This window comes from Ramlibacter henchirensis (genome assembly GCF_004682015.1).
In the GTDB taxonomy this organism is placed as follows: Bacteria; Pseudomonadota; Gammaproteobacteria; order Burkholderiales; family Burkholderiaceae_C; genus Ramlibacter; species Ramlibacter henchirensis.
In genome coordinates this window covers 2,516,303-2,530,510 of sequence record NZ_SMLM01000001.1, presented here as the reverse complement: position 1 = coordinate 2,530,510, position 14,208 = coordinate 2,516,303, and the positions used below count along the sequence as shown (strand labels likewise).

15 protein-coding genes are annotated in these 14,208 nt (G+C 68.2%); 1 reads left to right on the top strand and 14 read right to left on the bottom strand.

Features of this window, described 5'->3' with window-relative positions:
• Positions 1-16: 16 nt before the first annotated feature.
• From EZ313_RS12510 to EZ313_RS12480, 7 genes are read right to left on the bottom strand one after another with little or no spacing between them, the layout of a single operon-like run.
• On the bottom strand, positions 17-508 hold the full coding sequence (locus EZ313_RS12510) for a 2,4'-dihydroxyacetophenone dioxygenase family protein (RefSeq protein WP_135263465.1): 492 nt from the start codon (positions 506-508) through the stop codon (positions 17-19).
• Between the two features lie 24 nt (positions 509-532).
• Positions 533-1,300, bottom strand: coding sequence for an SDR family NAD(P)-dependent oxidoreductase (locus tag EZ313_RS12505; protein WP_135263464.1), 768 nt, complete (start codon positions 1,298-1,300; stop codon positions 533-535).
• Positions 1,297-2,235 (bottom strand): sugar kinase, encoded by a 939-nt coding sequence (locus tag EZ313_RS12500; protein ID WP_135263462.1) that lies wholly within the window; start codon positions 2,233-2,235, stop codon positions 1,297-1,299. Before EZ313_RS12500 ends, EZ313_RS12505 begins: the two co-directional genes overlap by 4 nt.
• Before the next feature lie 4 nt (positions 2,236-2,239).
• Positions 2,240-2,887 carry an RraA family protein gene (locus tag EZ313_RS12495; RefSeq protein WP_135263461.1) on the bottom strand — a complete coding sequence of 216 codons (648 nt, stop codon included), beginning with the start codon at positions 2,885-2,887 and terminating at the stop codon, positions 2,240-2,242.
• A 10-nt stretch (positions 2,888-2,897) separates the two neighbouring features.
• Complete coding sequence (locus tag EZ313_RS12490; protein WP_135263460.1) at positions 2,898-3,917, bottom strand: TRAP transporter substrate-binding protein; 1,020 nt, start codon at positions 3,915-3,917, stop codon at positions 2,898-2,900.
• 34 nt (positions 3,918-3,951) lie between these two features.
• Entirely contained in the window at positions 3,952-5,235 is a 1,284-nt protein-coding gene (locus EZ313_RS12485; RefSeq protein WP_276606955.1) for a TRAP transporter large permease, read from the bottom strand.
• A 12-nt stretch (positions 5,236-5,247) separates the two neighbouring features.
• Positions 5,248-5,778 (bottom strand): TRAP transporter small permease, encoded by a 531-nt coding sequence (locus EZ313_RS12480; RefSeq protein ID WP_240788597.1) that lies wholly within the window; start codon positions 5,776-5,778, stop codon positions 5,248-5,250.
• Between the two features lie 137 nt (positions 5,779-5,915).
• Here EZ313_RS12480 and EZ313_RS12475 point away from each other — a divergent pair, with 137 nt between their 5' ends.
• Positions 5,916-6,644 (top strand): GntR family transcriptional regulator, encoded by a 729-nt coding sequence (locus tag EZ313_RS12475; protein WP_135263458.1) that lies wholly within the window; start codon positions 5,916-5,918, stop codon positions 6,642-6,644.
• Between the two features lie 21 nt (positions 6,645-6,665).
• On the opposite strand, the gene EZ313_RS12470 is transcribed toward EZ313_RS12475, so the two are convergent.
• The 7 genes from EZ313_RS12470 to EZ313_RS12440 all read right to left on the bottom strand — a co-directional run bounded on the left by EZ313_RS12470 (position 6,666) and on the right by EZ313_RS12440 (position 14,162).
• Positions 6,666-7,463, bottom strand: a complete 798-nt coding sequence (locus tag EZ313_RS12470; RefSeq protein WP_135263457.1) for an SDR family oxidoreductase — start codon at positions 7,461-7,463, stop codon at positions 6,666-6,668.
• A gap of 58 nt (positions 7,464-7,521) precedes the next feature.
• Complete coding sequence (locus EZ313_RS12465; RefSeq protein ID WP_135263456.1) at positions 7,522-8,451, bottom strand: DMT family transporter; 930 nt, start codon at positions 8,449-8,451, stop codon at positions 7,522-7,524.
• A gap of 165 nt (positions 8,452-8,616) precedes the next feature.
• Positions 8,617-10,134, bottom strand: a complete 1,518-nt coding sequence (locus EZ313_RS12460; RefSeq protein ID WP_135263455.1) for a tripartite tricarboxylate transporter permease — start codon at positions 10,132-10,134, stop codon at positions 8,617-8,619.
• 13 nt (positions 10,135-10,147) lie between these two features.
• Entirely contained in the window at positions 10,148-10,636 is a 489-nt protein-coding gene (locus EZ313_RS12455; RefSeq protein WP_135263454.1) for a tripartite tricarboxylate transporter TctB family protein, read from the bottom strand.
• Positions 10,637-10,754: 118 nt separating this feature from the next.
• Positions 10,755-12,545 (bottom strand): type IV pilus assembly ATPase TfpB, encoded by a 1,791-nt coding sequence (tfpB, locus tag EZ313_RS12450; protein WP_135263453.1) that lies wholly within the window; start codon positions 12,543-12,545, stop codon positions 10,755-10,757.
• Between the two features lie 7 nt (positions 12,546-12,552).
• Positions 12,553-13,305, bottom strand: coding sequence for a class I SAM-dependent methyltransferase (locus tag EZ313_RS12445; protein WP_135263452.1), 753 nt, complete (start codon positions 13,303-13,305; stop codon positions 12,553-12,555).
• Positions 13,302-14,162 carry a TatD family hydrolase gene (locus EZ313_RS12440; protein WP_135263661.1) on the bottom strand — a complete coding sequence of 287 codons (861 nt, stop codon included), beginning with the start codon at positions 14,160-14,162 and terminating at the stop codon, positions 13,302-13,304. The genes EZ313_RS12445 and EZ313_RS12440 overlap by 4 nt, the downstream gene beginning before the upstream one ends.
• Positions 14,163-14,208 lie beyond the last annotated feature (46 nt).

The following is a 14,208-nucleotide window of genomic DNA, read 5'->3' as shown; positions in this document are numbered from 1 at the left end:
GATTGCCGCGCGACGCTCAGCGCACGTACTGGTCGACGAGCGCGCCGCCGAGGCCGCAGGCCTCGTAGTGCTTGCGGCACATCTCGATCTTGGTGAACACGTCCTCGTACCCGGTGACCTGTCCTTGTTCGTCGACGTAGACCATGGCGCCGTGGATGTTGAAGAAGGTGATCATCTCCTGCGCGCCACCGCTCGCCTGGTCCACCACCAGCGTGTGGATCTCGCCCGGCGGCTCATAGACGAACGCGCCCTCGTGCGCGATCCAGTCATGTTCCAGGTAGCGCCAGCTGCCCTTGAGCACCAGGCCGGTCACCCACGACGGATGGATGTGCCGCGACAGCACCCCGGACTTGCGCACCCGCAGCAGGTTGCACCAGCTGCCGGTGACGGTGTTCAGCAGCAGCGGCCGGAACCACACGTCGGGCGCCTGCGGCACCCACACACGCTCGTCCTCGGGAATGGCCTGCTGCGCGATCTCCGGCCGGATGCCGGGAAGCTGCGTGATCATGTGGCTCGCCTTTTTTGTATGACGTCAGCTGACGAGATATCCGCCGTCGACGGGCAGGACGATGCCGGTGACGAACGCGGCCGCGGGTGACGCCAGGAACAGCACCGCGCCGGCGATGTCCTCCGGCCGGCCCCAGCGGCCCAGCGGCGTGCGCGCCAGGATCGGGTCGCTGCGCGCCGGGTCGGCCTGCAGCGCTTCGGTGAGCCGCGTTGCGATCCAGCCCGGGGCGATGGCGTTGACGCGGATGCGGTCCGCGGCATACGCGATCGCCAGAGACTTCGTGAGCTGCGCCACGCCACCCTTGCTGGCCGAGTAGCCGGGCACCAGCGGGCCGCCGAAGAAGCTCAGCATGGACGCCGTGTTGATGATGGCGCCCGCGCTCTCGCGCAGCTTGTCGCGCGCGGCGGCGCAGGTGCGCATCGTCCCATTGAGGTTGATGTCGACCACCTCCGCAAACACCTTGGGGTCCTGCTCCATGCCGCGGCGCAGGATGCCGGCGCAGTTCACCAGCACATCCAGGCGCGGCAGTTCGCCGATGCAGCGGACGACCGCTGCCTCATCGCGGACATCGAGTACCGCGCGCTCTGCGCCGGCGAGCGTGGCGTCCTGCGCGGCGGCTTCCACGTCCTGCGGCGACGAGCCGGTCACGCGCACGCGCGCGCCGCAGCGCAGGAACCCCGCGGCGATGCCCGAGCCGATGCCCGAGGTGCCGCCCACCACCAGCACCTGCCGGCCCGCGAAGACGTCATCGCGAAACACCTGCGGCTGCGCGCCGCTCGCCGCGTCGCTCATCGCGCCTCCATGGCCGCACGCACGCGATCGGCGGTCGGGATCGGTTCCACCGCGCCATAGCCTTCGGTGGACAGCGCCGCCGCCACGGATGCATAACGCCCCGCCGTTGGCAGGGCGTCGCCCGCCAGCAGGCGCGCAATGAATGCGCCGCCGAACGTGTCGCCCGCTCCGGTGGCGTCCACGACCTTGCACGGGTGCGGCGCGATGCGGTGCCGCTGATGCGCATCGGCGACCACGGCGCCTTCATGCCCGAGCTTCAAGGCCACGATCTTCGCGCCCAGCCCGAGGCACCAGTCGACCAGCGCGTCGGGATCGCGCAGGCCGCTGATGGCCGCGACGTCGTCCAGGCTGGGCAGGCAGATGTCGCAGCGCTTCATGACATCCGTCATCACGGCGCGGGCGCGGTCCACGCCCCAGAGCTTCAGGCGCAGGTTGGTGTCGAAGGAGACCTGCACGCCGGCGTTCCGCGCGATGTCGATCGCCGCATAAGCGGTGTCGCAGGCCGACGCCGAGATGGCGAGGCTGATGCCGGAAAGGTGCAGCACGCGCGCCGCCGCGATGCTGTCGCGCGGCAGGTCGGCCGGCTGCATGCGGCTCGCGGCCGAACCGGCGCGCATGAAGTCGAAGTGGTGGCCGCGCTCGTCGTGCGTGACGAAGTAAACGGCGGTGTACGCGGAGGGATCGGTGCGCACGCCGGAGTGGTCCACGCGCTCGCGGTCCCACAGCGCGCGCAGCGTGCGTCCGTGCTCGTCGCTGCCCAGCGCGGACACGAAACCCGCCCGCGCCCCCTGGCGCGCCGCGGCGATGGCGAAGTTGGACGTGTCGCCGCCGAAGCCCTGGAGGTAGAGCCGCCCGCCGCCTTCGCCGGTCTGGTTGAACTCCACCATCGCCTCGCCAAGGGCGAGCACGTCCACCGGAGCAGCCTGCTGCGCCATGCGCTCAGATCCGCCCGTACTTGGCCAGGCCCTTGCGCAGCGATTTCTCGGCCACGATCAGCTTGGCCTGCTCGAGTTCGCGCTGGTCGATCTCGCGCGACATGGCCAGCACTTCCTTGGCCTTGTCCTTCGGCACGACGACCACGCCGTCGATGTCGGCCACGATGATGTCGCCCGGATGGACGATCACGCCGCCCACTTCCACGGGCACCTGCGAAGCCACGGTCTTGTAGCGGCCGAGCGTGGTGCCGGGGCTCACCGAGCGCGCGAAGACGGGAAAGTCGTAGTCGCGGCGGATCTCCGCCAGGTCGCGCACGCCGCCGTCGAGGATGGCGCCGGCGTGCTCGTTGGCGAACGCGCCCGCCGTCATCAGGCCGCCCCAGACGGCCACGTCCGGTTCACCGCCCTGGATCGCGATGACGATGACGCTGCCGGCCGGCGCTTCGTCGATCAGGTCCAGCGCATGCTGCGGCGGCAGGAACTCGTCGGTTGCCGCTTCCAGCACGGTGGCGGCGGGGCCGACCACGCGCTTGTCGTTGATGCGCGGCTTGATGCACTCGTCCATGTAGCCACGCTTGCCGCAGACCTTGTCCACGGCGTCGGCGACGGAGGCGACGGCGACCTCGCGCAGTCCTTCGATGATGTCCTTCATGTGCTTCGCGTCACTGCTTGCGGCTGCCGTTCGCGGCGGCCAGGAGCTTCTCGGTCCACTCCTTGCTGACGTCCGCCTCAAGGTATTTGCGCACGGCCGGCTGCGAGGCCTGGCGGAACTTGTCGATCTCGGCGGCGCTGAGCTCGGTGACGGTCATGCCCTTCTCGGCCAGCACCTTCTTGGCCGAGAGGTCCTGCTCGCGCGTCATGTCGCGGTGGATCTTCTTGGCCTTCTCCACGCCCTCGTCCACGGCCTTCTTCTCCGTGGCGGACAGGCCGTTGTAGAAGCGGTCGCTGACCAGGTAGGCATGCAGGCTGTAGACGTGGCCGTCCAGCGTGACGTGCTTCTGGTGCTGGTAGAGGCTGGCCGCGAGGATGTTGGTCACGCCGTTCTCCTGGCCGTCGGCGGTGCCTTGCGCGAGCGCGGCGGGCAGCTCACCCCAATCGATCGCGGTGGGGCTGGCGCCGAGCGACTCGACCAGCTTGACGAACACCGGGCTGGGCTGCACGCGCATCTTCAGGCCCTTCATGTCCTCGGGGCTCTTGATCGCGCGCTTGCTGTTGGTGAAGTGGCGGATGCCGTTGTCCGCATAGGCCATCAGGCGGATGCCGGTCTTCTTGCGCATGTCCTCGGCGAGTTCCTTGCCGAACTGGCCGTCCAGCACGCGGTAGGCGTGGTCGTGGTTGTCGAACACGAAGGGCAGGCCGAAGATGTTGAACGTCTTGTAGACGCCGGGGATGCCGCCGTCGTGCACCACCGCCATCTCGATGGAGCCCAGGCGCAGGCCTTCCATCATCTGCTGCGCGGTCCCCAGCTGGCCGGCCGGGTAGATCTCCACCTTCACCGAGCCGTTGGTGGACTTCTCCACGTGCTCCTTGAATGCGACCGCCGCGGCGTGCTTGGGCTGGTCGCTCTTGCCCGGCTGGAAGTGGGCGTACTTCATCACCTTCTGCGCGTGGGCCGGAAAGCTCGCGGCACCGGCGCAGAGCGCCGCCGCCAGGGCGAGCAGGGAGATTCGACGTGTCGTCATGGTGGGGTCTCCTTCGAAAAAAACGTGGACGGGCTCAGTTCCTGTAGCCCAGCAGGCCCGGCAGCCAGGTCGACAGCACGGGGAAGAAAGTGAGAAGCGCCAGCACGATCAACAGTGCGACCAGCATGGGCCGCGCCTCGCGAACCATCGGGCCCATCTGGACGCCCGAGACGATGGAGGTGACGAAGAGCAGCCCGCCCACGGGCGGCGTGATCATCCCCAAGGTCAGGTTGACGATCACCACGATCGCGAAGTGCAGCGGATTCAGGCCGGCCGCGTCGGCCAGCGGCGCGAGGATCGGCACCATGATCATCACGCCGGGCAGGGGCTCGATGAAGATGCCGACGACCAGCAGCAGCACGTTGATCGCGAGCAGCAGCATGGTGGGCGAGAGCTGCATGCCTGCGATCCAGCCGGCCACCGTCTGCGGGATCTGCCCCACCGTCAGCACCCAGGCGAACACCGCCGAGGTGGCGACGATGAAGAGCACGGACGACGTCATCAGCGCGGTGCGGAACAGGATGGCGGGCAGCATGCTCCACTGCAGCGTGCCGTACACGAAACGGCCGACCAGCAACGCGTACAGCACGGCGGCGGCCGAAGCTTCCGTGGGCGTGAAGACGCCGGAATGGATGCCGCCAAGGATGATGAAGGGCAGCAGCAGCGCGGGCAGCGCGCGCACGAACAGGCGGGTGAGCGGCAGCGTCTCCTCGGGCGCGCTGCGGTAGTTGCGCTTCGCACTGACGATGTGGTTCACCACGGCGAGCGAGAGTGCGATCAACACGCCGGGGACGATGCCCGCGAGGAACAGGCCCGTGACGGTGACGCTGTTGTCCGTCAGGGCGTAGATGATCATGATGATCGAGGGCGGGATGATCGGGCCGACGATGGCGGTCGATGCGGTGAGCGCCGCCGCGTACGCGTCGCTGTAGCCGGCCTTCTTCATCATCCGGATCAGCATCGCGCCGGGGCCGGCCGCATCGGCCAGCGCCGAGCCGCTGATGCCCGAAAAGAAGGTGAGGGTCAGGATGTTGGCGTGGCCGAGGCCGCCCCGGTGCCGCCCCACCAGGCGCGCCGCGAAGTGCAGCAGCACGTCGGTGAGAGCGCCGCCCGACATCAGCTCCGCCGCCAGGATGAAGAACGGGATGGCCATCAGCGGGAAGCTGTCCAGTCCGCTGAACAGGTTCTGGATCACCACCAGCGCACTCAGGCCCGGCTTGACCCACACGGCCACGAAGCCGGCGACCAGCATGGCGAAGGCGATCGGCGCACCCAGCACCATCAGGCCGACGAACACTCCCCCCAGGACGGCGCTCACGGGCTTTCGCTCCTAAAGGGCTTGCGGGTCGAAGCCTTCGATCCGCTCCCACTCGCCGGAGCGGATCCAGCGCGGGGCGACGAAGAACAGGTGCACGAGCATGAGCGCGGCGCCCACGGGAATGGCCAGGTAGACCTTGCCAAAGGACCAGTTGAGCACCGGTGTCTCCTGCTCCCAGCCGAACTCCGCGTACTCGATGCCGAGCCAGATCACGGCCAGCAGCGATGCGGCGATCACTGCGACGATCAGCGACCGCACCCATCGGGCCGGCCCGGCCGGCAAGGCATTCGGCAGGGTGTCGATGGCAATGTGCCCACCGACCCGAAGCGCCAGTCCGGCTCCCAGGAAGGTGGCCCAGATCATCATGTAGCGGGTGACTTCCTCCACCCAGGTGAAGGAGTAGGAGAAGGCGTAGCGGGTGATCACATTCAGGATCACCAGCACGGACATGAGTGCGAGAAGCACCACCAGTACCGCCTTGTTGGCCGCGATGAACCGCTGCTCCCACCGGTTCGGCGGCGCGGTCAGGACCGGTGCGTCCAAGGGCTGTCTCCAGTTGTGTGCGGCAGGGAAGCGGTGTATCGTATCTAATATCTCAGATTCGCGATGCTGGTTAACCCTGAAGCGGTGTCGCTGCCCTTATCCTCGGCAGCCCAAGTGGAGATCAACGCCCGACTCTCATGCAGCGGTTTCTGGAACGCCCCAAGTCCCTGACGGACCTTGCTCACGACAGCATCCGGCAGCTCATCGTGAGCGGCCAGATCGGGCTGGGCGAGCAGCTCTCCGAGGCTTCGCTCGCCGCGCAACTCGGCATCAGTAAGACGCCCGTGCGGGAGGCGCTGCTGCGGCTGCGCGTGGACGGCCTGATCGACATCCAGCCGCAGCGCGGCACCTTCGTGTTCTCGCTTTCAACGCGCGAGGTCGAGGAGATCTGCCGCTTCCGCGAGTTCGTGGAGGTCGCGGCGCTCGCCGGCGCGATGCGCGAGCGCCGGGCCGAACTCGTTGCGGCGCTGCAGGCCAACGTGGCACAGATGGCGCGGGCCCACGAAGCCGGCGACTGGCGTGCGATCCCGTCACTCGACCAGTCGTTCCACCAGGTCATCGTCGATCACTGCGAGAACTCGTATCTCAAGCAGGCCTACCAGCTGATCTCCTCCAAGATCGCCGCCATGCGCGCGCGCCTGCCGGAGGAGAACGAGCGGGTCGGGCACTGCCAGGAGAACCACGCCGCGATCGTGCGCCTGATCGCGGACGCAGCGCCCGCCGAGGCGCAGCAGGCCCTGGCGCTGCACATCCAGGACACGCTGCAGTCGTACATGGCCGCGATCAGTCCTGAAAGCGCCGCCAACTCGCCTTTCGTGGCCGCGCGTCGCCGCAACGGAACGGGCGCCGGTATCGCGGCCGCCTGACCGCGATCCGCCCAGGTCCGCTCAGTAGGTGCCGGGGTAGGTGCCGCCGTCCGCGAGGATGTTCTGCCCCACGATGTACCCCGCGTGCTGGCTGCACAGGAAGGCGCAGATCGCGCCGAACTCCTCGGGCGTTCCGAAGCGCTGCGCGGGGCCGAGCTTTCGCCTCGCATCCATCGCCTGCTCCAGCGTCTGGCCCGCCTTGCGCGCGGCCTCCGTCATGGTCTTGCGCAGGCGGTCGGTGTCGAACGGGCCGGGCAGCAGGTTGTTGATGGTGACGTTGCGGGATGCCACGTCCGTCATGCGCGCAACGCCCGCGACGAAGCCCGTGAGGCCGCTGCGCGCGCCGTTCGACAGGCCCAGCAGCGCCAGCGGCGCCTTCACCGCGCTCGAAGTGATGTTGACGATGCGGCCGAAGCCGCGCGCCGCCATGCCGTCGACCGTGGCCTTGATCAGCTCGATGGGCGTGAGCATGTTGGCGTCGAGCGCGTCGATCCACGCCTGGCGGTCCCAGTCGCGGAAGCTCCCCGGCGGAGGCCCGCCGGCATTCGTCACGACGATGTCGTAGTCCTTGCGGTGCGTGAACACAGCGGCGCGTCCTTCGGCGCTGGTGATGTCGGCCGCCACGAATTCCACTTTCGCGGCTTGCGGCCGCTGCGGGTCGGCCTGAAGGCGCGCCGCCGCTTCCTGCAGCGCCGGCAGGCCTCGCGCGACGATCACCACGTTCACGCCTTCGCGCGAAAGCGCCTGCGCGCAGCCGAAGCCCAGTCCCTTGCTGGCGCCGCACACCAGCGCCCACTTGCCCGAAATGCCCAGATCCATGGCGACGTCCTGCTAACGGTGAAGCGCCGGATGATACGGTCGGCGCGCGGCGCGGCCGTCAGCGGCCGCTGCGCGTGAAGACGAAGATGCCCGCGATCACCAGGGCCGTGCCCACGACGATCCAGCCCGTGAACGGTTCGCCCAGGATGAGCGCGCCCATCGCGATGGTGGACAGCGGCCCGACCATGCCCGTCTGCGCCGACAGCGCGGGGCCGATGCGTTCGATGGCCATCATCACCAGCAGCACAGGCACGGCCGTGCACAGCGTGGCGTTGAGCAAGGACAGCCACACCACCTGCGGCGCCACCGAAAGCGCCGCGCCGACGGGCCGCAGCAGCAGGAATTGCACGATGCAGCACAGGCACGCTACGGATGTCGCCAGCCCCACCAGCCGCAGGGATCCAAGCCGCTGCACCAGCTGGCCGCTGCAGACCAGGTAGATCGCGTACGTTACGGCGCTGATGAAGATCAGGGTGGCGCCGAACAAGGTGCCCTCGCCTTGCAGCCCGAGCTCGTGCCCGAACACCAGCAGCACGCCCGCGTAGCTGATGCCCATGCCGGCCAGCTGCGTGCGGGTGAACGGCTTGCGGTGCAGCAGCCAGCCGAGCAGCAGCACCAGCGTCGGCGTGAGGTACAGGATCAGCCGCTCCAGCGATGCCGTCACGTACTGCAGCCCGACGAAGTCGAGGAAGCTGGAGACGTAGTAGCCGCTGATGCCCAGCCCCACCACGCCAAGCCAGTCGCGCGGCTGCAGGCGCGGCCTGCCGCGGCTGGCCCACCACGCCATCGCCGCGAAGAACGGCAGCGCGAACAGCATGCGCAGCATGATCAGCGTGACCGCATCCACCCCGTAGCGGTAGGCGAGCTTGACGATGATGGCCTTGCCGCTGAACGTGATGGCGCCGGCGACGGCAAAGGCCAGCCCTGGCAGGAGACGCGGTGCAGAAGCCGCGGACGCCGGGCTTTCAAGGCCGGTGTTGGTGCGCATCGGTGGCGGATCGTGCGGGCCGCCTACCACGACCTCAGGTCGAACGGTCCGCGCGGAAAAACATGCAGCGCGGACACCTCTTGATGACGGATCCGGCTTCGCCGGTCCATCATCAACTGTTCAGAACCACCTGGAAAACACGAAGTGTTTTCAGGTGAGCGCCGCTCAGGCCTCTTCCTCGTGGAACACGTCCTCGCGCTGCTTCTTGACCGAGGGCAGCAGCACGATGATCAGCAGCAGCAGGGCGGCGCCCAGCAGGCCGGCCGAGAGCGGGCGGCTGACGAACACCGACCAGTCGCCCCGCGAGAGCAGCAGCGCGCGGCGCAGGTTCTCCTCCATCATCGGGCCCAGGATGAAGCCCAGCAGCAGGGGCGCCGGCTCGGCGCCGAGCTTGATGAAGAGGTAGCCGATCACGCCGAAGATCGCCACCATCCAGATGTCCCAGGTGTTGTTGTTCGTGGAGTAGACGCCGATGGCGCAGAACAGCACGATCGACGGGAACAGCCAGCGGTAGGGCACCGTCAGCAGCTTGATCCAGATGCCGATCAGCGGCAGGTTCAGGATCACCAGCATGGCGTTGCCGATCCACATCGAGGCGATCAGGCCCCAGAACAGCTGCGGGTTGCTGGTCATCACCTGCGGCCCCGGCTGGATGTTGTGGATGGTCATGGCGCCGACCATCAGCGCCATCACGGCGTTGGGCGGGATGCCCAGCGTGAGCAGCGGGATGAACGAAGTCTGCGAACCGGCGTTGTTGGCCGCCTCGGGCGCCGCCACGCCGCGGATGTTGCCCCGGCCGAACGGCAGCTCGCCCGGCTTGAGCTTGGTCTTCTTCTCGATCGTGTACGCCGCGAAGGCCGACAGCAGCGCGCCGCCGCCGGGCAGGATGCCCAGCATGGACCCCAGCGCGGTGCCGCGCAGGATCGCGGGCGCCATGCGCTTGAAGTCCTCCTTTGTCGGGAACAGGCCACTCACCTTGGCCGTGAAGACCTGGCGCTCGTCGGCATGCTTGCCCAGGTTGGAGATGATCTCCCCGTAGCCGAACACGCCCATGGCGATCACGATGAAGCCCAGGCCGTCGGTCAGTTCCGGGATGTCGAAGGAATAGCGCGCCACGCCGGAGTTCACGTCCGTGCCGATCAGGCCCAGCAGCAGGCCCAGCAGGATCATGGCGACCGCCTTGATCAGCGAGCCGGACGCCAGCACCACCGCGCCGATCAGGCCCAGCACCATCAGCGAGAAGTATTCGGCGGGGCCGAACTTGAAGGCGACCTCGGTCAGCGGTGCGGCGAAGGCCGCCAGGATGAGCGTGGCGACCGAGCCGGCGAAGAACGAGCCGATGCCGGCGGCCGCGAGCGCCGGCCCGGCGCGGCCCTGGCGCGCCATCTGGTAGCCGTCGATGATCGTGACCACCGAGGACGATTCGCCCGGCAGGTTGACCAAGATGGCGGTGGTGGAGCCGCCGTAGGCCGCGCCGTAATAGATGCCGGCCAGCATGATCAGCGCCGACACCGGCGGCAGCGCGTAGGTGGCCGGCAGCAGCATCGCGATGGTGGCCACCGGGCCGATGCCGGGCAGCACGCCGATGGCGGTGCCCAGCACGACGCCGATGAAGCAATACAGCAGGTTGATGGGCGTGAAGGCGACGCCGAAGCCCAGCGCGAGATTGGTCAGGAGATCCATGGCGGGCGTCCTATCAACGTGTCAGGAAGGCGGGCCACACCGGGAACTGCAGGTTCAGCAGCACGATGAAGGCGACGTAGCTGAGGATGGCGAGCACGGTGGCAAGCACGATCACTTCCTTGGCCTTGTGCTCCTCGCCCGCCATGCTGGCGATGAACGTCAGGGCGTAGATGCCCACGATCAGGCCGAGCGAGGGGATGCCGAGCTTGGGAAGGCCGCCGATGCAAATGCCGAAGACGATGTTCGAGCCAATGATGAACAGCAGCGGCTTCCAGGCGATGCTGCCGATCTTCTCCCCGTCCTCGGTCTCGACGACGAGGGACTCGAAGACCACGATCGCCCCGATGATGGCCAGCAGGATGCCCAGCATGAGGGGGAAGTAGCCGGGGCCCATGCGGGCGCCTTCGCCGATGGTGTAGTTGGTCGCTCCGAGTGCGAAGCCGGCGCCCACGATCGCGAACATCAGGCCGGCCACGAAGTCTTTCTGGCTCTTGATTCTCAAGTTTCTTCTCCTGAAAGGCGATGCCAAAGGGCTGGATTGTCCCGACCGCCAGTCCCTGCTTCGTTGTGGATTACACCTATACACACTTGACCCAGCCGCAGCCCGGCGGGTGGACGGCTCAGTCCAGCGGGGGCGTGGCGGTCAGCACCTCTTCCAGGGTGGTGAGGCCCTCCGCGACCCGCAGCGCGCCGGCCAGGCGCAGCGGACGCATCCCGTCCTGGATGCCCTGCCGGCGCAGGGCCTCCATGGAAGGCTCGCGTGACACCTTGTCCTTGAAGCCTTCGCCGACGGTCAGCAGTTCGTACAGGCCCATGCGTCCCATGAATCCCGTCATGCGGCAGTCCACGCAGCCCACCGGGCGGTAGGGCCGCCAGCCGCCGGTGAGCTTCCAGGGACGGACCACCTCCTCCACCGCTTCCCGGCTGGAGGCGCTGTCGGGCTGGCGGCATTGCCTGCACAGCGTGCGCACCAGCCGCTGGGCCAGCACGCCCAGCACGGTGGCGTTGATCAGATACGCGGGGACGCCGAGTTCCATCAGGCGGGAGATGGCCGAGGGCGCGTCGTTGGTGTGCAAGGTCGAGAACACCAGGTGGCCGGTGAGCGCGGCCTGCACCGCCATCTCGGCCGTCTGGATGTCGCGGATCTCGCCCACCATGATGATGTCCGGGTCCTGCCGCATCAGCGCGCGCAGGCCTTCCGAGAAGCCGAAGTCCAGCTGCGTCTGCACCTGCGTCTGGTTGAAGGCGGGCTCGATCATCTCGATCGGGTCCTCCACCGTGCTGACGTTGACCTCCTCGGTGGCCACGCGCTTGAGCGTGGAGTAGAGCGTCGTCGTCTTGCCCGAACCGGTCGGGCCGGTCACCAGGATGATCCCGTGCGGCCGGCGCACCAGCGCCTCCCAGCGCTGCGCGTCGTGCTGGGTGAAGCCGAGCGCGTCGAGGTCCTTGACGGCGGTGTCGGGATCGAAGATGCGCATCACCATCTTCTCGCCGAAGGCGGTGGGCAGCGTCGACAGGCGCATCTCCACCTCGTCACCGCGCGGGTTGCGCGTCTTGATGCGGCCGTCCTGCGGGCGGCGCTTCTCCACCACGTCCATGCGGCCGAGCAGCTTGATGCGCGCCGTCATGGCGTTGAGCACGCCCATCGGCATCTGGTAGACCGGGTGCAGCACGCCGTCGATGCGGAACCGGATCACCCCCTGCTCCCGCCGCGGCTCCAGGTGGATGTCGCTCGCGCGCTGGTCGAAGGCGTATTGCCACAGCCAGTCGACGACCTGCACCACGCCCTGGTCGTTGGCGTCCAGCTGCTTGTTGCTGCGCCCCAGCTCCACCAGCTGCTCGAAGCTCGCGGCGCCGCTGCCGCCTCCGGTACGCTGCGCCGCGCGCACCGACTTGGCCAGCGCGAAGAACTCCGCCGTGTAGCGATGGATGTCCTGCGGGTTGGCCACCACGCGACGCACCGCGCGCTTGGCCTGCCGCTCGACCTCGGCGACCCAGTCGGTGGTGAAGGGTTCGGCCGTGGCGACCACCACCTCGGAACCCGTCACCTGCACCGGGAGCACGCGGTGCCGCTCCGCGTAGCCCGCGCTCATCGTGTCGGAGACGCGGCCGACGTCCACCTTGAGCGGGTCGATGCGCAGGTATTCCATGCCGGCGCGCTGGGCGAGGTATTGCGTGAGCGCCTCGATGTCCAGCGGCTTGCCGTCGCTGGCCCTCGTCATCGACACGGCCGCGAGGCGCACGAGCGGATGCTGCGAGCTCTCGGCCTGCGAGCAGCGGGCGATGGTGCGGGCGGCTTCCTCGCCCGAGATGACGCCGTCCTCGCTCAGCCACTCGACCATGCTGCGCCAGTCCAGCGGACCGTGGAATTCGGTGCGAGCGGAGGGCTTCGGTCGGGCGCTAGGGCTCATGGCGCCATCATTCCACACTCTTGAGCACGCGCAGCCACTTGACCGCGGGCAGCTCCCACCGCTGCTGGATGGTGTAGGCGCGCTCCATCAGTTCCGCGCGCGTCGGCAGCTGCGGCGTGCGCAATGCGAGCACGATCGTGTTGCCTTCCCGCGTCGGCCGGAACGACCAGACCGCATCGGGCCCGAAGGCGGAGCAGATGCGAGCCAGGCTCCGCTCATAGCTGGAGGACCGGCCGAACAGGTTGACCGTCATGCAGCCATCCTCGGTGAGCAGCCGACGGCAATCCGCATAGAAGGCCTGGCTGTCCAGGACCGGGGCCGCGGCCTCGTGGTCGTACAGGTCGACCTGCAGCGCGTCGATCGCGCCGCGCCAGTGCTCGTGCGCCGCGACTTCCGCGGCATCGCCGAGGATCACGGACAGGCGGCTGTCGTCGCGCGGAAGCTTGAACCACAGGCGGCAGGCGGCGATCACCTGCGGGTTGAGCTCGATGGCGGTCGTCTTCATCCGCAGGTGGCGGTGACAGAACTTGGTCAGGCCCGCGGCGCCCAGACCGAGCTGCATCGCGTGCCGCTTCGAGACGGACGCAGGATCGACGAACAGCAGCCAGGCCATCATGCGCTGCACGTATTCGAGGTGGATCGAGAAGGGATCGTCCAGGCGCATCGACCCCTGGACCCATTCGGTTCCGAGATGCAGGTAGCGGATGTCGCCGTGGTCGGAGAAGTTGACTTCAGGCAGCGGGGTCGGGCGGGCGCTCACGGCGGCGGATTATCCGCAGCGCAACGAACGGGCCCATCCGCAAGCAGCGCCGCCAGCCGTGGAACCACGTCCTGGGCATTTTGCGTCGTCGCCTCCGCCAGCTCTTCAACCGCAATGCCTCGCAGGCCCGCGACCACCTCTGCAATACGCGCCAGCTCCCCCGGCTCATTGCGCCCTTGGGGCAAGCCTTGCGCCCTCTCCTGCGCCGTCCGGTAGAGCCAGTGCGGCGGAATGTCCGGTGCGTCCGTCTCCAGCACGAGAGCCGAAAGAGGCAATCCCGCCGCGAGTCGGCGCAACTGAAGCGCCCTGTCATACGTGACCGCGCCCCCAAAGCCGAGCTTGAATCCGAGCGCGATGAATTCGTGCGCCTGTTGCTCGCTGCCGTTGAACGCATGCGCGATGCCTTGCACGGACACCTCCCGCAGATGCCTCAGCAGCCGGTCCGCCGACCTTCGCACGTGCAGCACAACCGGAAGCCCATGACGGCGCGCGATGCGCAGCTGCTGGCGATAGAAGAACTCCTGCTTGTCCGCGTCCAGGCCCGGCACGAAATAGTCGAGCCCGATCTCGCCGACCGCGACCAGTCGCGGATCGTTCGCGTGTTCGGTGAGCGCGCCATCGAGCGTCTCGAGGTCCTCTTGCGACGCTTGCGGCGTGAACAGCGGATGGATGCCCAGCGCATAGCTGTCGCCGCCCTGGTGCGCGAGGGTCCGCACCGCGTCAAACGCAGCCGTGTGAACCGCCGGAATCAGGCAGTGCACGACACCCGCACGCCGCGCGCGCTGACGCACATCCGTGGCATCGCGAGCGAACTCGGGAGCGTCGAGGTGGCAGTGCGTATCGACGAGCGCTGACATCGCGCGGATCATGCCCGATCCCCTCCGGAGGGCCCGGCCGCAATCG